General features: G+C 74.4%; 16 protein-coding genes. 7 read left to right on the plus strand and 9 right to left on the minus strand.

Annotated elements, in window-relative coordinates:
• The first annotated feature begins 166 nt into the window (after positions 1 to 166).
• From iolB to E0L36_RS28165, 5 genes are all read left to right on the plus strand, one after another.
• Entirely contained in the window at positions 167 to 1,288 is a 1,122-nt protein-coding gene (gene iolB / locus E0L36_RS01890) for a 5-deoxy-glucuronate isomerase (protein ID WP_180927100.1), read from the plus strand.
• A complete protein-coding gene (gene iolD, locus E0L36_RS01895; RefSeq protein WP_180927101.1) occupies positions 1,285 to 3,255 on the plus strand; it encodes a 3D-(3,5/4)-trihydroxycyclohexane-1,2-dione acylhydrolase (decyclizing) in 1,971 nt (656 codons plus the stop codon). The genes iolB and iolD overlap by 4 nt, the downstream gene beginning before the upstream one ends.
• Positions 3,256 to 3,459: 204 nt before the next feature.
• A complete protein-coding gene (locus E0L36_RS01900; protein ID WP_180927102.1) occupies positions 3,460 to 4,956 on the plus strand; it encodes a CoA-acylating methylmalonate-semialdehyde dehydrogenase in 1,497 nt (498 codons plus the stop codon).
• 326 nt (positions 4,957 to 5,282) lie between these two features.
• A complete protein-coding gene (locus E0L36_RS01905; RefSeq protein WP_180927103.1) occupies positions 5,283 to 7,580 on the plus strand; it encodes an FUSC family protein in 2,298 nt (765 codons plus the stop codon).
• 167 nt (positions 7,581 to 7,747) lie between these two features.
• A complete protein-coding gene (locus tag E0L36_RS28165; protein WP_308416594.1) occupies positions 7,748 to 8,920 on the plus strand; it encodes a cytochrome P450 in 1,173 nt (390 codons plus the stop codon).
• A 247-nt stretch (positions 8,921 to 9,167) separates the two neighbouring features.
• On the opposite strand, the gene E0L36_RS01915 is transcribed toward E0L36_RS28165, so the two are convergent.
• Both E0L36_RS01915 and E0L36_RS01920 read right to left on the minus strand, forming a co-directional pair.
• Positions 9,168 to 10,715: a hypothetical protein gene (locus E0L36_RS01915; RefSeq protein WP_180927105.1), complete on the minus strand. Its 1,548-nt coding sequence runs from the start codon at positions 10,713 to 10,715 to the stop codon at positions 9,168 to 9,170.
• A gap of 156 nt (positions 10,716 to 10,871) precedes the next feature.
• Positions 10,872 to 11,444 (minus strand): TetR/AcrR family transcriptional regulator, encoded by a 573-nt coding sequence (locus E0L36_RS01920; RefSeq protein ID WP_258015984.1) that lies wholly within the window; start codon positions 11,442 to 11,444, stop codon positions 10,872 to 10,874.
• A gap of 92 nt (positions 11,445 to 11,536) precedes the next feature.
• Here E0L36_RS01920 and E0L36_RS01925 point away from each other — a divergent pair, with 92 nt between their 5' ends.
• Complete coding sequence (locus tag E0L36_RS01925) at positions 11,537 to 12,586, plus strand: zinc-binding dehydrogenase (RefSeq protein WP_180927106.1); 1,050 nt, start codon at positions 11,537 to 11,539, stop codon at positions 12,584 to 12,586.
• 76 nt (positions 12,587 to 12,662) lie between these two features.
• Here the strand turns inward: E0L36_RS01925 and E0L36_RS01930 are convergent, their stop codons facing one another.
• The 6 genes from E0L36_RS01930 to E0L36_RS01955 form a co-directional block, all read right to left on the minus strand.
• Complete coding sequence (locus E0L36_RS01930) at positions 12,663 to 13,211, minus strand: GNAT family N-acetyltransferase (RefSeq protein ID WP_180927107.1); 549 nt, start codon at positions 13,209 to 13,211, stop codon at positions 12,663 to 12,665.
• Positions 13,212 to 13,413: 202 nt separating this feature from the next.
• The gene (locus E0L36_RS01935) at positions 13,414 to 13,788 is read right to left on the minus strand and encodes a VOC family protein (RefSeq protein WP_180927108.1); all 375 of its coding nucleotides are present in this window, start codon (positions 13,786 to 13,788) and stop codon (positions 13,414 to 13,416) included.
• A 140-nt stretch (positions 13,789 to 13,928) separates the two neighbouring features.
• Positions 13,929 to 15,248: a cation:proton antiporter gene (locus E0L36_RS01940; protein ID WP_180927109.1), complete on the minus strand. Its 1,320-nt coding sequence runs from the start codon at positions 15,246 to 15,248 to the stop codon at positions 13,929 to 13,931.
• Between the two features lie 4 nt (positions 15,249 to 15,252).
• A complete protein-coding gene (locus E0L36_RS01945) occupies positions 15,253 to 15,738 on the minus strand; it encodes a cation:proton antiporter regulatory subunit (RefSeq protein WP_180927110.1) in 486 nt (161 codons plus the stop codon).
• Between the two features lie 185 nt (positions 15,739 to 15,923).
• Positions 15,924 to 16,142 (minus strand): hypothetical protein, encoded by a 219-nt coding sequence (locus tag E0L36_RS01950; RefSeq protein ID WP_180927111.1) that lies wholly within the window; start codon positions 16,140 to 16,142, stop codon positions 15,924 to 15,926.
• Between the two features lie 346 nt (positions 16,143 to 16,488).
• Entirely contained in the window at positions 16,489 to 16,779 is a 291-nt protein-coding gene (locus E0L36_RS01955) for a DUF3040 domain-containing protein (protein WP_180927112.1), read from the minus strand.
• Between the two features lie 869 nt (positions 16,780 to 17,648).
• Here E0L36_RS01955 and E0L36_RS01960 point away from each other — a divergent pair.
• Positions 17,649 to 18,335 carry a transglycosylase family protein gene (locus E0L36_RS01960; RefSeq protein WP_180927113.1) on the plus strand — a complete coding sequence of 229 codons (687 nt, stop codon included), beginning with the start codon at positions 17,649 to 17,651 and terminating at the stop codon, positions 18,333 to 18,335.
• Between the two features lie 205 nt (positions 18,336 to 18,540).
• On the opposite strand, the gene E0L36_RS01965 is transcribed toward E0L36_RS01960, so the two are convergent.
• Complete coding sequence (locus tag E0L36_RS01965) at positions 18,541 to 20,235, minus strand: VWA domain-containing protein (protein ID WP_180927114.1); 1,695 nt, start codon at positions 20,233 to 20,235, stop codon at positions 18,541 to 18,543.
• Positions 20,236 to 20,407: the final 172 nt, after the last annotated feature.

A 20,407-nucleotide genomic window follows, 5' to 3' on the forward strand; every position in this document is an offset into this window, starting at 1 on the left:
GGGCGCGGGGCCGGGTGTGCGGTCAGCGGTCAGCGGTCGGGGTCGGTGGCCCGGTGGGCGTGGTGGGGCGCGCGGTGTGGTGGGTGTGCGCCGGTCGTCCGCGCCCATCGCCCGTCGCGGGGCGTGGTCCGCGATGAGACGGGGACGACGGGGAAGGGTTGACGCCATGACGCGGAACAGGCAGGACAGGCGGAGCGGGCGGGACGCACCGGACACCCAGGACGTACAGGGCAACCAGGACGCACGGGACGCACGGGATGAACAGTCGACACGCGGCCCGTGGGACGGGCGGGGCCCGCGGGACGGCGCGCGGGGAGCGGGCGCGGGCCCGCCGGGCCACCACCTGCCCGCCGGGAGCGCCGGATCGGGACCGTACGCGCTGGACGTCAGCCCGGAGAGCGCGGGGTGGGGCTACTCCTCGCTGCGGGTGCTGGAGCTGCCCGCCGGTGCCCGGCACCGGTTCGCGACCGGCGGGAGCGAGTGGATCGTGCTCCCGCTGAGTGGCGGCTGCGTGGTCGAGAGCGAGGGGCACCGCTTCGAACTGCACGGGCGCGAGAGCGTGTTCACCGGGGTGAGTGACTTCGCGTACCTGCCGCGCGACACCGAGGCGGTCCTCGGTGGCCCGCGCCCGGTCCGGCTGGCGCTGGCCGGGGCACGCTGCACGCGGCGGCTGCCCGCCCGGTACGGGCCCGCCTCCGGCGTCCCCGTCGAACTGCGCGGCGCCGGATCCTGCTCCCGGCAGGTCAACAACTTCGCGGCGGCCGGGGTGTTCGAGGCGGAGAACCTGATCGCCGTGGAGGTGCTGACCCCGGGCGGCAACTGGTCCTCGTACCCGCCGCACAAGCACGACACGCACCGGCCGGGCGAGGAGAGCGCGCTGGAGGAGATCTACTACTACGAGTTCGCGCCGCACGGAACGACCGACGGCCTGGGCTACCAGCGGGTCTCGCCGAGCACCCCGGGCGGCTGCGACGTGCTGGCCGAAGTGCGGGGTGGGGACGCCGTGTTGATCCCCGACGGCTGGCACGGCCCGTCCATCGCCGCGCCGGGCCACGCCATGTACTACCTCAACGTGATGGCTGGTCCAGGGGTAGATCGCGAGTGGCTTATCTGCGACCATCCGGATCACGCCTGGATTCGCGGTACCTGGCGGGACACCCCGCCCGACCCCCGGCTTCCGCTGTACGGCGCGCGGGAACCGGAGGTCTCCGCGGGCGCCGCCACGGGGCGGGAGACCCCGGCCGGGGACGCCGGGCCGGGGCCGGAGCGACCGGGAGGGGCAGCGTGACCACGGAACGGCTCACCGTCGCACAGGCCCTCGTCCGCTTCCTGACCGCGCAGTACACCGAACGGGACGGCGAGCGGCAGCGGCTCGTCGAGGGCTGCTGGGGAATCTTCGGGCACGGCAACGTCGCCGGGCTGGGGCAGGCGCTGGTGGAGTCCGGCGCCGCCGAGCGTGGCGAGCGCGCCCCGCTCCCCTTCCACCAGGGCCGCAACGAACAGGCCATGGTCCACGCGGCCGTCGGCTACGCGCGTCACCGCCGCCGGCTGTCCGCGCAGGCCGTCACCACCTCCATCGGCCCCGGCGCCACCAACCTGGCCACCGGCGCGGCCCTGGCCACCATCAACCACCTGCCGGTGCTGCTGCTGCCCGGCGACACCTTCGCGACCCGCCCCGCCGACCCGGTCCTCCAGCAGTTGGAGGTGGCCTACGCCGGGGACGTCAGTGTCAACGACGTCCTGCGGCCGGTCTCCCGCCACTTCGACCGGGTCTCCCGACCGGAGGCGCTGATCCCCGCCGCGCTGGAGGCCGCCCGGGTGCTCGCGGACCCGGCGGAGACCGGCGCGGTGACGCTGGCGCTCCCGCAGGACGTGCAGACCGAGGCGGCCGACTGGCCCGCCGGGTTCCTCGCCGAGCGGGTGTGGCCGGTGCGCCGTCCCCCACCGGACCCGGCCGCGCTGGACGAGGCGGTCCGGCGGGTGCGGGAGGCGCGGCGCCCGCTGCTGGTGGTGGGTGGCGGGGTGCGGTACAGCGCCGCCGAGGCCGCGCTGCGCGCCCTCGTGGAGGAGACCGGCATCCCGGTGGCCGCCACCCAGTCCGGCAAGGGCGCCCTCCGCCACGATCACCCGTGCGACCTGGGCGGTGTCGGGCACACCGGCACCGCCGCCGCCGCGGAACTGGCCCGCCACGCGGACCTGGTGATCGGGGTCGGCACCCGCTACACCGACTTCACCACCGCCTCCGGAACGCTGTTCACCGCCCCCGGGACGCGGTTCGTCAACCTCAACATCACCGCCTTCGACGCGCACAAGATGGCCGGGGTCTCCCTGGTGGCCGACGCCCGCGCCGGTCTCGACGCGCTGCGCGCCGCCCTCAGCGGCCACCGCGTCCCGGAGGCGTACGCCGCCGAGTACCGGAGCGCGAAGGAGCGGTGGGAGCGCGTGGTGGCGGCGGCGTACTCGGGGGACTCAGGCGATTCGGGGGGCTCGGGGGATTCAGGAGACCTGGGAGACCCTGGGGGCTCCGGTCGCGTGGGGCGGGCCGGGAGCGCGGACCGGGCGCCCACCCAGCACCAAGTGCTCGGGGCGCTGGACGCGACCCTGGGCGAGGAGGACGTCCTCGTCAACGCCGCCGGATCGATGCCCGGCGATCTGCACAAGCTGTGGCGCGCCCGCTCCCCGCTCCAGTACCACGTCGAGTACGGCTACTCCTGCATGGGCTACGAGATCCCGGCCGCGCTCGGCGTCCGGCAGGCCGACCCGGACCGTCAGGTGTGGGCGCTGGTGGGGGACGGCACCTATCTGATGCTGCCCGGCGAGATCGTCACCGCCGTACAGGAGCGGCTGCCGATCCGGTTGGTCCTGGTGCAGAACCACGGCTACGCCTCGATCGGCGGGCTGTCCGCCGCCACCGGCGTGGAGGGCTTCGGCACCGCCTACCGCTTCCGCTCCCCGGGCGGCGGCTACACCGGCGAGCCGCTCCCCGTCGATCTGGGCGCCAACGCCGCGTCGTTGGGGATGTCGCTGCTGCGCGCCCGCACCCTCGGGGAGCTGCGGAGCGCGCTCGCCGAGGCGCGCGAGGCGGACGGCCCGGTCTGCGTGCACGTGGAGACCGCGCCGCCCCCGGCCGTGTCCGGCACGGAGGCCGCCGCCTGGTGGGACGTGCCGGTCGCCGCCGTCTCCGACCGCCCGGCGGCCCGCGCGGCGCGCGCGGAGTACGAGCGCCGGGTGGCCGAGCGCCGGCGGCCCCTGTGAGCCCACCGTCCCCGGCGATCCGGGTACGCGTACCGGCTCCGGTAAGGGGATCGGTGCCCGCGCGGACACCGGCTTCCCCGGGACGTGGACCGGCGCCGGTGGGTCGTCCGCCCTGACGCCGCCTCGGCCCGCCGCCCGTGCCGGTCCACCGCGCGGAGCATCCGCACCCCACACCGACCACGAGACGCAGAAAGGTCCCGCTCTATGAAGACCCTCGGCCACTGGATCGGCGGCAAGCCCGTCGAGTCCGTCTCCGGCAGCTTCGGACCCGTCTTCGACCCCGCGACCGGCGCCCAGCCGACGCGGGTCTCGCTCGCCTCCGCGGAGGAGGTGGACGCGGCCGTCGCCGCCGCCCGCGAAGCCCTCGTCTCCTGGTCGCGGTCCTCGCTGGCCGCCCGGACCTCGTTCCTGTTCGCCTACCGGGCGCTGCTGCACGAGCGCCGGGACGAGCTGGCGGCGCTGATCACCGCCGAGCACGGCAAGGTCCACTCGGACGCGCTGGGGGAGGTCGCGCGCGGTCTGGAGATCGTCGAACTCGCCTGCGGCATCCCGGAGAAGCTGAAGGGCGAGCTGTCGACCCAGGTGTCCACCCGGGTCGACGTGTCCTCCATCCGGCAGCCGGTCGGGGTGGTGGCGGGCATCACGCCCTTCAACTTCCCGGCGATGGTGCCGATGTGGATGTTCCCGCTCGCTGTCGCCTGCGGGAACACCTTCGTGCTGAAGCCCAGTGAGAAGGATCCCTCCGCCGCGTTCCGGCTGGCCGAACTCGCCGCCGAGGCCGGGCTGCCGGACGGCGTGCTGAACGTCGTCAACGGGGACAGGGTCGCGGTGGACCGCATCCTGGAGCACCCGGACGTAGCGGCGGTCTCCTTCGTGGGCTCCACGCCGATCGCCCGGTACATCCAGAGCCAGGCGGTGGCGCACGGGAAGCGGGTGCAGGCGCTGGGCGGCGCCAAGAACCACATGCTGGTGCTGCCGGACGCGGACCTCGACTTCGCGGCCGACAACGCGGTCAACGCGGCCTACGGTTCGGCGGGCGAGCGCTGCATGGCGGTCTCCGTCGTCGTCGCGGTCGGCGAGACCGGGGACGCGCTGGTCAGCAAGATCGCGGATCGGGCGCACGCCCTGCGGATCGGCCCGGGGACGGACCCCGCCTCCGAGATGGGCCCGCTGATCACGCGCGAGCACCGGGACACCGTCGCCGGGTACGTCAGCGGGGCCCGCGCCCAGGGCGCCGAAGTGGTGGTGGACGGAACGGAGTTGACCGTTCCCGGCCATGAGGACGGCTTCTACCTCGGTGTCTCGCTACTCGACCGGGTCCGCCCCGAGATGGACGCCTACCGGGACGAGATCTTCGGCCCGGTGCTCTGTGTCGTCCGCGCCGAGACCTACGAGGAGGGGCTGGCCCTGATCAACGCCAGCAAGTGGGGCAACGGCACCGCCATCTTCACCCGGGACGGCGGCGCGGCCCGCCGCTTCCAGCTGGAGGTGGAGGCGGGCATGGTCGGCGTGAACGTGCCGATCCCGGTGCCGGTCGGCCACCACTCGTTCGGTGGCTGGAAGGACTCGCTCTTCGGGGACCTGCACATCTACGGCAACGACGGCATCCAGTTCTACACCCGGGGCAAGGTCATCACGACCCGCTGGCCGGACCCCGCCGACAGCGGCGGCATCAACCTCGGCTTCCCCACCTCCTCCTGACCTCCTCCGGCCTCCCGGTGGTATCGGGCTCCGGCGGCCGTGGCGCCTCCGGGGGCCGGGAGCGTCGGTGGGGCCGGGGCGTCGGCGGGTGCGGGTGCGGGGCGCGGATGCGCTGACCGGTCGGTCGACCGCGTCCCGCACGGCTGCCGCCGCGCGCTCCTCCGTCTCTCCGCCGGTGGGTGGCTGACCCGTTCCCGGTCGGCTCCGTCACCCGGGGCCGACGGGTCCGCGCCGCTCGGCACGGTGGGTGTCCGGGGCCGTGGCCGGTTCGGACCGCCGCTCCCGCGCGCGGCGATATGCCCGCATCGTCCCCGTATTCTCGGGGCATGACGGTCCTGAACTGGCTCCGCGCGCTGAAGGAGACCGCCCGCTCCGGGCTGGCCGTCGAACGCACCTCCCTCGCCCCCCTCGCGGCGCTCCGCGGGGCGGTGGGGGTCGCGCTCGTCATCGGGGCCGCCCTGCGCTGGGGCTCGCCCGAACTGGCCGTCTCCTCCGCCTTCGGCGCCTTCGCCTCCGGCGTCGCCACCTTCCAGCGCAGCTGGCGCCCGCGTCCGGTGCTGGCGCTCGCGGCGGCCACCGGCCTCGCGGTGTCCACCTTCCTCGGCTACCTGCTGGTCGACGTTCCGCCCGCCTTCGTGGTGCTGCTCGCGGTGTGGGCCTTCGGCGCCGGGATGTCCTGGGGCGCGGGGCCCACCGCCGGGGTGGTGGCCGGGCTGACCGTCGCCGTCATGCTGATCACCGTCATGCTGCCGGACTCGCTGCCCGGCGCCCTGGCACACGTGACGCTGATCGCGCTGGGCGGCGTGGTGCAGGCGCTGCTGATCGTGCTGTTCCCCATCCGGCCGTGGGGCGAACGGCGGGACGTGCTCGCCGACGCGCTGGCAGCCGTGGCCGACTACGCGCGCCGTCTCCGCCACGACCCGGTCGCCCCGTTCGACCCGGAGCCGCTGATCGAGGCCCGGATGGCGGCGGCCATCAGCCCCCGGCAGGCCCGCCGCCGTCCCCGCCAACTGCACGGCTACCGGGCGCTGGCCGAGCGGTTCCGTCCGGTGCTCGCCTCCCTCGCCGATCCGGTCGTCGGTGGCACCCCCACCGAGGGTCCGGAACGCGAGCGCGTACGGGAGCTGCTGGCCGCCGCCGCGACGGTGCTGGACGCGGCGGCCCGCGCCATCCGCCGGGGCGAGCGGGTGCGCATCCCCGAGGAGGCCCTGGAGGTGCTGCGCGTCCCGCAGCAGGGCCCGGTGCTGAACGGCCCGGCGCAGCGCGCCGCCTTCCGGCTGATCGCGCTGACCGACGACGCGGTGGAGGCCGCCCAGGAACCCGTCGAGGTCACCAGCCGACGTCCGCTGCGCCCCGCCACCTGGCACGCGGCACCGGAGACGGGAGCGGGCGCCCTGGAGCGCGCGGCCCCGCGCGAACCGCGACCGTTCCCCACGGCGGACGCGAACAGCCAGGGTGGTGGCGGCCGTTCAGGCGGTGGGCGCGTACGCCGGCCGCGCGGGGCCCGGGCCCTCAGCCAGGCGGCCGGGGTGGGCGGCGCCGCGCACCCCCGTCACCTGCACCGGCCGTCGCTCGCCGCGCTGGCGCCCGTCGCCGTCCGCGCCTTCCAGCGCGAACTGCGCTGGTCGTCGCCGATCCTGCGGCACGCGCTGCGGGTGTCCGGTGTCGCCGCCGCCGGATACCTCGTCAGCCTGGTCTTCACCACCGAGCACGGCTACTGGATCCCGCTGACGGCGGTGATGGTGCTCCGCCCCGACTTCTCCCGCACCTTCGAACGCGGCGTCGGCCGCTTCACCGGCACGCTGCTCGGCGTCGCCGTGGCCGGCGCGGTCGTGGGACTGACGCATCCGGGCCCCTACCTCAGCGCCGCGTTCGCCGTCCTCGCCGTCGCCCTCCAGTACCTGCTGACCGGCACCGGATACGCGCTGATCTCCGTCTGCACCGGCGCCTACGTCATCTTCCTGCTGTCCATCCCGGGCGCCCACTGGTCGCAGACGGTCTACGAACGCGTCCTGCTCACCGCGATCGGCGGGGCGCTCGCCCTGCTCAGCTACGCCCTCTTCCCCGCCTGGGAGACCCCACGGCTACGCGACCGGCTCGCCGACTGGCTCACCGCCAACGGCCGGTACGCGGTCGCCGTCCTCGACTGCTTCGCCCGCCCCGCCGACCGCGCCCCCCGCCAGGTACGCGAGGCGCTGCTCGACGCCCGCTCCGCCCGGCAGGAGTGGGAGCAGACCGTGGAGCGCGCGGGAGCCGAACCGGTGCGGCACCGCGGCAAGTTGTCCCGCCGCAAGGCGACCGACGCGCAGTCCGCGATGGTCACCATGGGACGCGCGGTGATGCTGCTGGAGGCCCACATCCCCGACCGGGACGCCGAACCCTCCCCGCCCGCCGGTGAGTTCACCGCCGCACTCGCCCCCGTACTGACGGCGGCGGCGGAGGCCGTACGCACCGGCACCCCCGTGGAGACCGCGCCGGTCCACGCCGCGCTCGCGGACTGGACGGCCCGGGCCCCGCTGCCGCCCCCGGTGGCGCTGCGCACCGCCGACCTGCTGGTGGAGGCGCTGGACGAACTGGCCACCGCCGTACGGCCCCCCGCCTCCCGCTCGACCGACGGCGCTTGAGCACACCCCCCCACGGCGGTGATCGTCGCCTCAGACGCCGGACCGCTACGGCTCTCGCCCGTTCGGGAATGTCACGAACACGTCCTGTCCGCACAACAAACCGGTCCCCGGCGCGGGCCGCGTGCCACGATCGCACCGCGTTCGGTGCTTCGTCTCCAGGAGGATGTGTGTCCGCGATACCCGTCAGCGACGTCGATCTCTACACGCCCGAGGCGCGGGCCGATCCGTACGCCCTCTACGAGGAACTGCGCGCGCTCGGACCGGTGGTCCACCTGACTCGCTACGACCTCTACGCGCTCCCCCGCTACCAGGAGGTGCGGGCGGCGCTCATGGACTGGCGGACGTTCTCCTCGGCGCGCGGGGTGTTCGTCGACCCGGAGATGAACGCCCAGCTCGAAGGCATCACGCTGTGCAGCGACCCGCCCGAACACACCGAGATGCGCGCGGTGTTGGGGCGCCCGCTGCGCCAGGACCGGATGCGGGACGTCCTGCCCACCATCGAGGCGGAGGCCGAGCGGATCGTCGCGAGACTGGTCGATCGCGGCCGGTTCGACGCGGCGACGGAACTCGCCGAGCACCTGCCCATGGCGGTCGTCTCCGACCTCGTCGGGCTGCCCGACCGGGGCCGCGAGAAGATGCTGGAGTGGGCCGCGGCCATGTGGGACATGCAGGGCCCGGCCAACGAGCGCTTCGCGAAGGCGGCACCGGTGGTGGGGGAGTTCATGGACTACGTCGCCCACGAGGCGGTCCCCGGAAACATCCGCCCCGACGGCTGGGCCGCCCATCTGCACCAGGCCGCGGACCGCGGGGAGTTGCCGCGCGACAAGTGCCCGGCGCTGATGCTCGACTACGTCACCCCGAGCCTCGACACCACGATCCTCGCGATCACGAACACCGTCGCGCTCTTCGCCGAACACCCGGACCAGTGGAACGTGTTGCGCGCCGACCGGTCCCTGATCCCGCATGCCATCAACGAGTCGCTGCGTCTGGAGACCCCGGTCCCCCAGTTCAGCCGGGTCCTCACCGAGGACCACGAGATCGACGGCGTCCCCCTGGCCGCTGGCAGCCGGGTGGCGCTGCTCTACGGCTCCGCCAACCGCGACGAGCGCCACTACCCGGACCCGGAGCGCTTCGACATCACCCGTCGGCCCTCGGACCACCTGGCCTTCGGGCGTGGCGAGCACGTCTGTATCGGTATGCACCTGGCCCGTCTCGAGATGGGCGTGCTCCTGGACCGCCTCGCCGACCGCGTGAGCCGCTTCGAGACCGTCGCCGCCACCCCGATGATCAACAACGGCCTGCGCGGACTGGAACATCTGGAGGTGAGGGTCCGTACCTAGGGCCTGTGGGGGAGCGCGTCTCGGTCGTGAACGACCACGGTGGCGGGGACGTGATCCAACGAACAGGTGCCGCGACCGCGTCTGGGGACGCGCGGGTGGCCTGTCGTGGGTGTGCCGGTGCGTTGACGCGCTGGCGGTCGAGCGGGGTGCGTCGGGTCCGAGCCGGGCGCGGGCACCGGTCCGTCTCCGGGCGCTGGACGCGTCTCCGAGAGGAGGGACGGCGAACTGTGCGTCAATCGGGGGCGGTTCAGCGTCGGGCGTCCGGTGGCACCGGGGCCACCAGCACGAAGTAGTTCCGCATCGGCAGGGGTTCGCGCCGCCAGTCGCGCGCGTACGCCGGGGCCTTCCGCCGCCCCGTCTCCGACAGTGTGAACGCGACCGGCGTCCGGCGGGCGAGGTCCCGCAGCTCCGCCGCGCTGACGCTCCCGTCGTGGCCGCCGATCTGCCGGGAGGAGCAGCCCGTGTAGTGGGCGATACGGATGGCCTCCGTCCCGCTCACCACGCACGGCGGGCGGACCCCCAGGGAGCGCAGCCGCTCGGCCGTCGCCGTCAGCCGCTCCCCGACCGTGTTCTGCACCCGCACCACGTGGTCCACCACCGTGAACTGCACCACCTGGTGGGCGGTCAGCAGCACGACGGTGCCCGCCATCGCGCTGCGCCGCCAGCGTCCGGTCCGGGTGAACACGCGGTCCACCCCCTCGGCGACGGCCAGCGCGAGCAGCGCGTAGCTCGGCAGCAGGAAGCGCGGCGCCGCGTAGTCGATCAGCAGGAGGTACGGGACGGAGAGCGAGAGCGCGCAGCCCACGGCGACCAGTTGCGGCCCGAGCCGCCCCGCGCGGGACGCCCGCCACAGCCCCAGCCCCACCAGGACGGGCAGCGCCAGCCACCAGACCCCGGTGTACTCGTCCGTCCAGGTCCCGTGGCACGGGCGGCAGAGCGTGATCCCCCGCAGGCTGCGCAGCTGGTCGTCGAAAGCGAGGTTCCACCCCATGCCGCCCTCGATCTCGCTGGCCCGGTGCAGCCGCGCGCCCAGCCCCCCGTACGCGGTCCACGCCTCCACCAGCCAGGGCGCGGCGCCCACCGCCGCGCCCAGCGCGAGGCTCAGCCAGAGCGCCCGGCTCCGCCAGCCGCCCAGCACCAGCCCCGCCACCAGCAGCGCGAGGCCCAGCCAGGCCGCGTCCGGCGGACGGACCAGCGTGACCAGCGCCGTGGCCACCGCCATCCCGGCCCAGGGCCCCGCGCGGCCGAAGCGCGGCGCCTCGTCGCGGTCCGCCCCGTACGCGCGGGCGTACCCCGCCGCGCGCAGCAGACAGCCGACCGCCGCCAGACAGCCGAGGGAGCTCCACGTGTTCGGCATCGCCATCGGCCCGTAGAACAGGCTCATCCACAGCCCGGCGAACAGGGCGCCGCCCCAGGCGATCACCCGTACGGGCAGTACGCCGCGCCACGCGCAGAGCGCGGCCAGCAGCCCCGCGCCCGTCAGCACCGCCAGGTAGACGCGGATCAGCGTCACCGAACCGGTGAGCGCGGCGGGCGCCACGAGGTAGGAGATGCCGCGTGCCCGGGGGGCGCTGAAGAACGCGGCGGGGGCCTCGCCGTCCACCTGGCTCACGTAGACGATCTCGTCCCAGCCGAGCGGCAGCCCCGGCGTGACCACCAGCAGGAGCTGGACCAGGGTGGAGGCGGCCGCGACGGCGAGCAGCGGCAGCGGCGGGAGGGCGGGGAAAGCCCGGCGTCGCGGCGTCGCGAGGCGCGTGGAGTCGGTGGGCGTGGGGGCGGTGGTGAGGGGGAACATGACAGAACTGACCCCAGCGTCGGCGCGGTCGGAGAGAGTGCGGGACCTCTTCCACGCCCGCGCGCCCCCCTACCACCAGCGCGACCTCCGCCACTCGTCCAGCCCGCCGCCCGGTCCACCCCCCGCGCGAGTGGCGCGAGCCGGGATCGCGGAGACCTACGGTTCGGGCGCTGACGGGGGGAGCGGTGGGTCGGCGCGGACCAGGGCCCGGGCCAGGGCGGTGGTGGCCGCCAGGGTGTCGAGCGCGAGGGGCTGGGTGGCGACGGCGCCCTCGTGCAGCACCAGGAGTCGCGTGGCGAGTTCGTCCGGACGCGGGTGGTCCGCGGCGGTGGCCAGCTCCTCGAACAGGTCCCGCAGCCACAGCTTCTGGCCCGCGGCGACGCGGTGCGCGGGATGGGCGGGGTCCGGGAGTTCGGCCAGCGCGTTGAGGAAGGCGCATCCCCGGGGGTTGGCCGCGCTCCAGCTCCGCAGGGCCTCGAAGGGCGCGGTGACGGCCTCGGCGGGGGTGCCGGTGGTGTCTACGGCGGCCAGGACGGCCGACCGCCAACGCCGGTCCCGCTCCGCGAGGTAGACCTCCACGAGGTGGTCCTTCGACCCGAACTGGTTGTACAGGGTCCGCTTGGTCACCCCGGAGTGCTCGGCGATGAGGTCCACGCCGACCGCCGTGATGCCGCGGCCGTAGAACAGCTCCTCGGCGGCCTCGGCGATGCGGCGGCCAGCTGGCGTCAGAGGCCGCGGGTCCGTCACGGGACTGTCCTTCACTGATCGGTGTACCATGGCGATGTTCACAGATCAGTATACCAGCGAGGAGGTAACGGGCGATGGCGGTGGCCGAGGTCATGCGGGCGGTGCGGATCACCCGGCACGGAGGGCCGGAGGTCCTGGAGCTGGCGGAGGTCCCGGTGCCCACCCCCGGGGCGGGGGAGGTGCTGGTCCGGGTCGGTGCGGTGGCGCTGAACAACACCGACGTGTGGACCCGCGAGGGCGCCTACGGACGTCCGGGAGCCCCGGACACCCTCGCGGGCTGGCGGGGGCCGATCGACTTCCCGCGCGTCCAGGGCGCCGACGTGGCCGGCCGGGTCGCCGCGGTCGGCACGGGTGTGGACGGCTCCCTGCTCGGACGGCGGGTGGTCGTCGACCCGGCGATCTACGACGCCGCTGGGCCGGACGCGAACCCCGTGGGCCTGATGGGCAGCGAACGTGACGGCGGCTACGCCGAGTTCGTGACGGCACCGGTGGAGCGGGCGCACGACGTGACGGAGTCCCCGCTCACCGACGACCAGCTCGCGGCACTGCCGACCGCCTACGGCACGGCGCTGGGCATGATCGAGCGGGGGCGGTTGAGGGCGGGGGAGACCGCCCTGGTGTCGGGGGCGTCCGGCGGCGTCGGCCTCGCCCTGGTGCAGCTCGCGCGGGCGCGCGGCGCGCGGGTGCTCGCCGTCAGCAGCGGCTGCAAGGTCGAGCCGGTGCGCGCGGCGGGAGCACACGCGGTCCTCGACCGCGCGGGGGACCTCACCGGTCAACTCCGCGCCGCCGCCCCGGAAGGCGTCGACGTGGTCCTCGACGTCGTGGCCGGTCCGCTGCTGGGCGAGGGACTGCCGCTGCTGCGCGAGAGCGGCCGGTGGGTGGTCGCCGGGGCGCTGGCCGGATACGACGTGTCCTTCGACGTACGCCGTCTCTACCTGCACAACGCCCAGGTGATCGGCTCCTCCATGCACACGCCCGCGCACTTCGGCCTGCTCGTGGACCTCGCCCGCCGGGCCGGGATCCAGCCCGTCATCGCCGGGGTCTTCCCCCTGGAGCAGGCCGCCCGGGCGCAGCGGGAACTCTCCCGCCGAGCCCACGTGGGAAAGATCGTCCTGCGCCCCTGAAACGCCCCATCGACGACTGGTCCGGTCCTGCCGGGAACTCGGCTCGACTCCGGTTCGCCCGGCGTGAGTTCCCGGATCACGGGACCGTTGGGCGGCTGGGTTTCCACTCGTGGGCGAGGAGGCCGAGCAGCACCTCGTCGAGGAACTCGCCCAGCACCCAGGCCGAGGAGCGCGTGACGCCCTCGCGGACGAAGCCGTTGCGCTCGGCGGAGCGGATCATCGGGGTGTTGTCCGCCAGTGTCTCGACCTGGAGCCGTCGCAGGCCGCGCACCATGAACCCGTAGTAGCACAGGGCCGCGACGACGTCGGTGCCGTAACCCTTGCCGCGCGCGGAGGGCAGCAGCCCCAACCCGACGTGGGCGGACCGGTGGTGGGTGTCGATGCCCCACAGCGTCGCGGCGCCGATGAGGGTACCGCCGTCCAGCTCCACCACGGAGAAGGGGACGATCCCCTCCTGCGTGTCCTCCACGACGAGACGCGGGTCCTTCGACTCCGGAGTCAGCGGCCGCCATGGTTGGCCCTCCGCCCGCGCGGAGTTGACGACGTCGTCGTACAGCTCGGTCCGAAGGACCGGGATGTCCTCCGCGTGACGGGCCCGCAGCCCGACCTTCTCGCCCTTCAGCATGCGGGATTCCTATCCGGCCCGGCCGGTGGTCGGCAAACGGATATCCGTGCGGGGGCGGTTGGGGACGTGGTCGCGGACGGCCCGGTCGGGCGGGGCGCCGTTCTCGCGCGGCGTGTTGGGTGACGGGGCGCCAACGGTCGGGCGAGGGCGGGGCGATGGGCCCGGGCGAGGTGAACGGCCCGGGCCCGTGGGGCCGCTGGCCTCAGTGGAGGCAGAGGCAGAAGGGGTGGCCCGCGGGGTCGGCGTAGACCCGCCAGTTGACGCCCTCGTGCAGCTGGTCGGTCCGCTCCAGCAGGGTCGCGCCGAGGGAGAGGACCCGCTTCTCCTCCGCTTCGAGGTCGTCCACGTCGAAGTCCAGGTGCACCTGCTGGGGGTGCTCCTGGCCGGGCCACTCGGGCTGCTGGTAGTCGTCCACCCGCTGGAAGGCCAGCGGGGTTCCCTCGAACCCGCGCACCTCGACCCAGTCGGGGTCCTCGGGGTTCGGGACCACCCGGCCGCCGAGCAGCTCCGCGTAGAACGCGGCGAGCCGTACCGGGTCCGCGCAGTCCACGGCGACCGCCTGTAGTTTCCGAATCACGTCCAACACCCCTCCCTCGGGGGCCGCTTGCCGGACGCCCCGGGTACGGGAGGGGTCGTACCCCGTCACCGGGGCGGGCATGCCCGGCGGCGGGTCGGCCGCCGTCGGGCGTCCCGGCGGAGGGGCGTGGACGGGGCTGGTCAGCGGGGGTTGCCGGGGGAGTCCAGGGACTGCGCGTCGGACGGGCCGCCGGGCTGTGCCTCGGTGGGAGCGTCCGGCTGGGTGCCCTCGGCGGGCTCGGCCAACCGCTCGGCGGGGCCCGGGAGTTCGGTGGCGGGGGCCGGGATGCCGGTGGCCGCCGCGCGGGCGCGGCGCGCGGCCAGGTTGCGGGCGACCGGCTCGGTCCAGCGGGCGGTGAGCGGGCCGAGGATGACCATGATCAGGACGTAGGCGGTGGCGATCGGGCCGATCCGTGACTCCACCCCGACGGCGAGCCCGGCGATCACGATGGAGAACTCACCCCGGGCGACCAGGGTCCCCCCGGCACGCCAGCGGCCCGCGCTGCGGATACCCGCGCGGCGGGCCGCGTACCAGCCGGTGGCGATCTTGGTGAGCGCCGTCACCACGGCGAGGATCAGCGCGGGGACGATCACCGGCGGGATGGCGGACGGGTCGGTGTTCAGCCCGAAGAAGACGAAGAAGACCGCGGCGAACAGGTCCCGCAGCGGCGCCAGCAGGTTGTGCGCGCCCTCCGCGACCTCACCGGAGAGCGCGATCCCCACCAGGAACGCGCCCACGGCGGCGGACACCTGGAGCTCCTGCGCGACCCCGGCGACCAGGACGGTCAGCCCGAGCACGACCAGCAGCAGCATCTCCGGGTTGTCGGAGGAGACGGCCCGGCTGATCAGCCGCCCGTGCCGCAGCGCCAGGTACAGCACGGCACCGACGGTGCCCAGCGAGATCAGCAGGGTCAGCGAGCCCCCGGCGAGGCTCAGCCCGGCCAGCAGGGCGGTGAGCAGCGGCAGGTAGAGCGCCATCGCCAGGTCCTCGATGACGAGGACGCCGAGGATCACCGGGGTCTCCCGGTTGCCGAGCCGGCCGAGGTCCCCGAGCACCTTCGCGATGACTCCGGAGGACGAGATCCAGGTGACCCCGGCCAGCGCGACGGCGGCCACCGGACCCCAGCCCATCAACAGCGCGGCCACGGCTCCGGGGAGGCCGTTGAGGACCAGGTCCACGAGCCCGGACGGGTACTGCGTCTTGAGGTTGGTGACCAACTCCGAGGCGCTGTACTCCAGTCCGAGCAGCAGAAGCAGCAGGATGACACCGATTTCCGCACCGGTGGCGACGAACTCCTCGCTGGCGTTCAGCGGGAGGACCCCGCCATGTCCGAAGGCGAGCCCCGCCAGCAGGTACAGGGGGATGGCGGAGAAGCCGATCCGTCCGGCGAGGCGGCCCAGGATGCCCAGCGCGAGGATGATGGCCCCGAGTTCGATGAGCAGTGCGGTGGTGTCGTGCACAGCGTTATCCTCCGGTGATCAGTTCCGCGACGGCGTCCACGCCCTCCCTGGTGCCGACCACGACGAGGGTGTCGCCGATGCCGAACCGGAAGTCGGGCGTGGGAGAGGGAATGGCGCCCGTACGGCGCAGCACGGCGACGATGGAGGCGCCGGTGCGGGTACGGGCCTGGGTGGCCCCGAGCGTCCGCCCCGCGAAGGGCGAGCGCTTGGTGACCGGGATGTGCTCCGTGACCAGGTCGATCTCGGTGTGCTGGTGGAGATGGGCGACCGGGTCCGGGATGAGCAGCTTGGACAGCGCCGTCGACTCGTACGGCGTGAGCCGCACGGCGTCCTTGCAGCTGTCGTCGTCCTTCGGGTCGTGGAAGGACAGCACGCGGCGACCGTCCTGGCAGACCACGATCGAAAGGTGCTGCCCGGTCTCGGTGTTGAGGTCGTAGCGGGTGCCGACTCCGGGAAGCCGGGTCGTGCGCACGTGAGCGGTGGGCTCCATCGAAGGCTCCAGGTGAGCGTGCGGGAACCGTGCGGGACGCACGGTCGCTGTGCCGGAGGACGGCGCGGGGCCGGTGCCACCGGAGGCCGTACCGGAGAGGGATTGTGCACCATGCCCGGCACCGGGTGAGGGTGTGCCGCCTCAGCCCGCGTACCGGGTACCGCTCAGTGCCGACCCACTCCGGGTCAACCGGCCGCGCACAGCGGCACCTTGGGCTCCGGGGACCGGTGCCGTCCGCCGCCGTCGACGCTCAGCGCCCGCCGCGCGGGGGGCGGTTCGGGAGGCTGGTGGCGCGGGAAGCGCCCGGTCCGCGCGGGATGGAACGCCCGGGCCGACGCGCGGGAGTCGGGGGAGTCGACGGCGGGACGCCGCGCGGCTCGCACCGCGCCGTGCTTTCCCGTCACCGTCTGCGCTCCGTCTCGTTCGGCGGTGGAACCTGGGGGACCGGGCGGAGGGCGCTCCGCCCGTAGCGGTCACGCACACCCGGCGATTGAGCACCTCGCCGCTCATCGGCGGGGCGTGGTCCCGGGCGAGGCATCGTAGCGCAGAACACACGGGACTATTGGCCGTCTTCGCGTCATAGCGGACGAACTGACCGTGAGGGCGGTGGTGTTGAGCACGGCCACCTGTCGTCTGTCGGCGGTGCTCCGCGCTGGTTCCGGCCCGGTCCGCCGGGTGCTTCCGGGGTGGTTCCCGCGTCGCTGCGGAAGCTGGTACGCGCTCCGCGGATGAACGCCCCGCCCGGGAGGGTCAGGCGCGGTCCTGCCGGTCGCGGTAGCGGGTGCGGATGCGCGAGGGGTCCAGCAGGTGGGCGGCGGCACCGACGGCGACGAGCCCTCCGGTCAGCAGCAGGCCGTCGCCCAGGAGCGCGCCGGAGAGGAAGGCCAGCACGCCGAAGGCGAGGGTCAGCCAGCCCGGGTTGTTGCGGTACTCGCGGGGGCGGCGCGGGCGCCCGCTCCGCATGGCCCGGGTGAACTCGGGGTCGGAGCGGCGCAGCTCCTCGGCCAGCGCCTCCAGTGGTTCCTCGTCCCGGCGTGCCATGGCCTCCCCTTCCGGCCCTTCCGGTTCCGGTGCGGCGGCGTCACCGGGCCGGTGTCGCCGGGGGCTCGGGCGGGGCACCGCCCGTTCCTCGGCTCGTGGCGGATCGTCCGCCACGGTCGAGCGAGGCGCCGTAACGCAGCCGTACACAGTGGACATTTATGGGCGTAACGGGTTACGGGGTGGTTCGCCGTGCGCGGGGCGCCCGTGGTGTGCGTACCGACCGGCCCCGGTGGACCGGGACTCCGTGCCCCGGCTGGCCGCGCCGGACGCCGCTGGTGGCCGTCGTGCGCGGCTGGTGCCCTGGCGGGTGGTCCCGGCGCCCCGCTCGGCTCACGTGCCCTGGGAGGTGACCCGCGTGCCCGCCTCAGACTCGCGCCGCCTCCCGTCCGGCGCCATCGGGTCCAGCACCCATTCCCGGAGGGCGTGAACATGCAGAGGGGTGGTCCCCTCGGGGGGCGGTGGTCCTCTCGGGTCCGCTCGGAAACCTCTCGGGTGGCGGCGGCTCGTGGGTCCCGGTTCGGGCGGCGTGTGGTCCGGGGTGAAGTGCGGGCGTGTGCGGGGGAGATGGGGGCGCGTCGCCTCCGAGGCGGCGGAGATATCGGACTATTGGGGGTGTTCAGCGGGAAACCACCCGCTGTTCCACTGTCGATCTGTGACGCTTCTCTCCGAGTTCTGCGTCACACCCGCTCTGTCCTATTCGCGGCTAACTTTCTCACCTGCGTCAATGGCGATGACTGTTGTCAAGTGGGCCGATGATCTCGGCAGGTGGACTTTTGATGCATCCAGACGGGTGTGCTTAGTGTCGCTCCGCTCGACCCGTTCGCCGGTTTCAGACGGCGGACAGCCGCAACCGTAAGGAATGAAAGAGCATGCGATTCTCCGGTAAGGGCCGTCACCGTCGCCCGTCCATCGCCACCCGCGCCGTCGCCGTGACCGGCGTCGCCGGTGCCGCCGTCGCCCTCCCGCTGATGACGGCGGGCAGCGCCCAGGCCGCCTCGGTCGAGACCTGGGAGAAGGTGGCCCAGTGCGAGTCCACCGGCAACTGGTCGATCAACACCGGTAACGGCTACTACGGCGGCCTCCAGTTCTCCAGCTCCAGCTGGGCGGCGGCGGGCGGCACCCAGTACGCGCCCAACGCGCACCAGGCGACCAAGGCGCAGCAGATAGCCACCGCCGAGCGGCTGCTGGCCATCCAGGGCCCGGGTGCGTGGGCCTGCGCGAGCGCCGGTGGCCTGACCGCCGGTGGCCCGGCCGCCAACGTGAACCCGGACGGTGCCTCGGCCGAGCGCGCCCAGCCGCAGGAGCGCTCCAACCGGCAGGCGCAGCCCAAACCGCAGCAGACCCAGCCGCAGCAGGCCCAGCCGCAGAAGTCGCAGCCGAAGCCGGCGCAGCCGAAGGCCGGTAAGGGCAACCACGTGGTGAAGTCCGGCGAGACGCTGTCCAAGATCGCCGACGCCAAGGGCACCACCTGGAAGAAGATCTACCAGGACAACAAGTCCACCGTCGGTGGCGACCCCAACCTGATCTTCCCGGGGCAGAAGCTCCAGGTGCGCTGAGCGCCCTGACGCCCGGGGCCACGGCCCCACCCCCGAGACCGCCATGGTCCGTGCCTCTTCCCCCCGAGGGCACGGGCCATGGCTCTTTTCCCGGGGGATACGTGCGGGGTGCGTGCGAGGCGGGTGCGAGGCGTCGGCTTCGGGCGGGTCCGCGGGAGGTGTGGGTGGTGCGCGGGCCGGGCCGGGGTGGTCGGCCCGGCCCGGGTCAGCCGCCTTCGGGGGTCCTCGCGGACAGCTTCGCGGCGCGGGCGATGTTCCGCGCGAGCCGGGTGGCCGCCCTGTCCCCGGTCTCCCGGGCCACCGCGCGGGCGTGGCCGCGCAGCTCCGGAAGGGTGGGGGCGCCGGGCAGGGTCGACGGTTTCCCGTTCGGCTTGCCCGGCGGGGTGTCCCGTGGGGCGGAGCGGGGGGTGATCCGTTCGCCGGTGGCGTCCTCGGCGCGGAGCGCCTGTGCGAAGTAGGCGGCCGTGGCGGCGAGTCGGAGGCGGGGCGAGGTGGCCCCGTCGCGCGCGCGGCCGCCGTCGGCGCCGCGCTTCCACAGGGCGCCGCGCAGCGCCCCGGCGTCGGTCTCGCGCTTCCGCTCGCGTGGCTCGCGGGTGGACGGGTCGAGCCAGCGGACGGTCGAGGTGGCCACCCGGCCGGTAGCGCCCTCCTTGAGCCGCACGGCGTACAGGGCGGTCACGGTGTGGCCGGGGCCGACCTCGCCGCCGTCCACCGCGTCGTTACGGAAGTCCTCGTTCCGTACGGCCCGGTTCTCGTAGCCGAGGAGGCGGAACTCCCGGACGGCGGCGCGGCGGAACTCCACCTGCGCCTTGGCGTCCCGGGCGCGGAGTTCGACGTGCCGGGGGAGCTGGTCGACGAAGACCTCGCGCGCCTCGCGCCGGCTGGAGACGTACGTGGTGTGGCCGTCGCCCCGGTTGGTGAGGCGCTCCATCAGCGCGTCCCCGTACTCGCTGCCGAAGCCGACGCCGAACAGCGCGATCCCGTGCTCCTTCCGGTGTTCCGCGACGCTCCTCAGGATGCTGTCGGCGCCGGTGTCACCGGTGTTGGCGAGGGCGTCGGAGAGCAGCACGACCCGGTTGGTGCCGCCCTTCCGCTTCCCCTTGACGGCCTCCTGGTAGCCGGTGCTGACCCCGGCGCCGAGGTTGGTGCTGTTCCGCGGGGCGAGGTCGGCGACGGCGGCGCGCAGCTTCGCGCGCCCCGCGCCGCCGTCGCGCTCGCCGAGCCGGGTCATCGGCAGGACGGTGCGGGCCTCGTCGCTGAAGGTCACCAGGGACACCGAGTCCCTGGGGGAGAGCTGCTCGGCGGCGAGCCGGAGCGAGTGCTGGACGAGGTCGAGCCGCCCCTTCTCCGCCATGGAGCCGGAGACGTCCAGGACGAAGGTGAGCGCGGCGGGCTTCCGTTCGGCGGCGCGCGCCTCCCCGGCGCTCTCCGCGCGGGTGGCGAGGCCGACGCGCAGCAGCGACCAGCCGGGTTCGGTGGTGCGGGCGCCGTCCGCCGAGACGGAGAAGCCGTCGCCCTCCGGTTCGGCGTAGCCCTGGCCGAAGCTGTTGACGAACTCCTCGGTGCGCACCGTGTCGGGCCGCGGCAGTGCCCCGTCGCGCAGGGTGCGGCTGGCGTAGCCGTAGGAGGCGGTGTCGACGTCGAGCGCGAAGGTGGACCGGAGGTCGGGTGGGGTGCGGGGCTCCCCCGCGGCGTCCCCCCGCTCCTGGTTCCGGCGCTCGCCGCCCGCCTCGTACCCGCCGCCGGGTGGGGCGGGCGCCGCCTCGTTCGGGGGCGCGGGCGCCCCACCGCGATCGGCCGCCTCCCGTGTGGTGTCGTCCCCGCCGCCCAGGCCGCATCCGGCCAGCAGCGCCGCGCTCAGCAGCGCTCCCACGCCGGTTCGCCACGCCGTCGTTCGCATCGTCCATCCCCCATGTGTCAGCCGTCTCCGGCGTTCTGCCGGGGGTGTGACGTACGAGGGGGCGATCCGGACCCATCGCCGGTGCGCCAGGGAGCCCCAACGCCTCGGTGGGGGAGGGGCGTTCGGCGTCCGGACGGGGTCCGTCCGGTGGCCGCCGTCCCGCCCGGCCGGT

The organism is Streptomyces sp. AJS327 (assembly GCF_013450295.1).
Lineage (GTDB): Bacteria > Actinomycetota > Actinomycetes > Streptomycetales > Streptomycetaceae > Streptomyces.

Coding starts and splice junctions, on each gene's coding strand:
- iolB (WP_180927100.1), top strand. CDS start 167: ATGACGCGGAACAGGCAGGACAGGCGGAGCGGGCGGGACGCACCGGAC.
- E0L36_RS01900 (WP_180927102.1), top strand. CDS start 3,460: ATGAAGACCCTCGGCCACTGGATCGGCGGCAAGCCCGTCGAGTCCGTC.
- E0L36_RS01905 (WP_180927103.1), top strand. CDS start 5,283: ATGACGGTCCTGAACTGGCTCCGCGCGCTGAAGGAGACCGCCCGCTCC.
- E0L36_RS01915 (WP_180927105.1), bottom strand. CDS start 10,715: ATGTTCCCCCTCACCACCGCCCCCACGCCCACCGACTCCACGCGCCTC.
- E0L36_RS01925 (WP_180927106.1), top strand. CDS start 11,537: ATGGCGGTGGCCGAGGTCATGCGGGCGGTGCGGATCACCCGGCACGGA.
- E0L36_RS01930 (WP_180927107.1), bottom strand. CDS start 13,211: ATGCTGAAGGGCGAGAAGGTCGGGCTGCGGGCCCGTCACGCGGAGGAC.
- E0L36_RS01945 (WP_180927110.1), bottom strand. CDS start 15,738: ATGGAGCCCACCGCTCACGTGCGCACGACCCGGCTTCCCGGAGTCGGC.
- E0L36_RS01955 (WP_180927112.1), bottom strand. CDS start 16,779: ATGGCACGCCGGGACGAGGAACCACTGGAGGCGCTGGCCGAGGAGCTG.
- E0L36_RS01960 (WP_180927113.1), top strand. CDS start 17,649: ATGCGATTCTCCGGTAAGGGCCGTCACCGTCGCCCGTCCATCGCCACC.
- E0L36_RS01965 (WP_180927114.1), bottom strand. CDS start 20,235: ATGCGAACGACGGCGTGGCGAACCGGCGTGGGAGCGCTGCTGAGCGCG.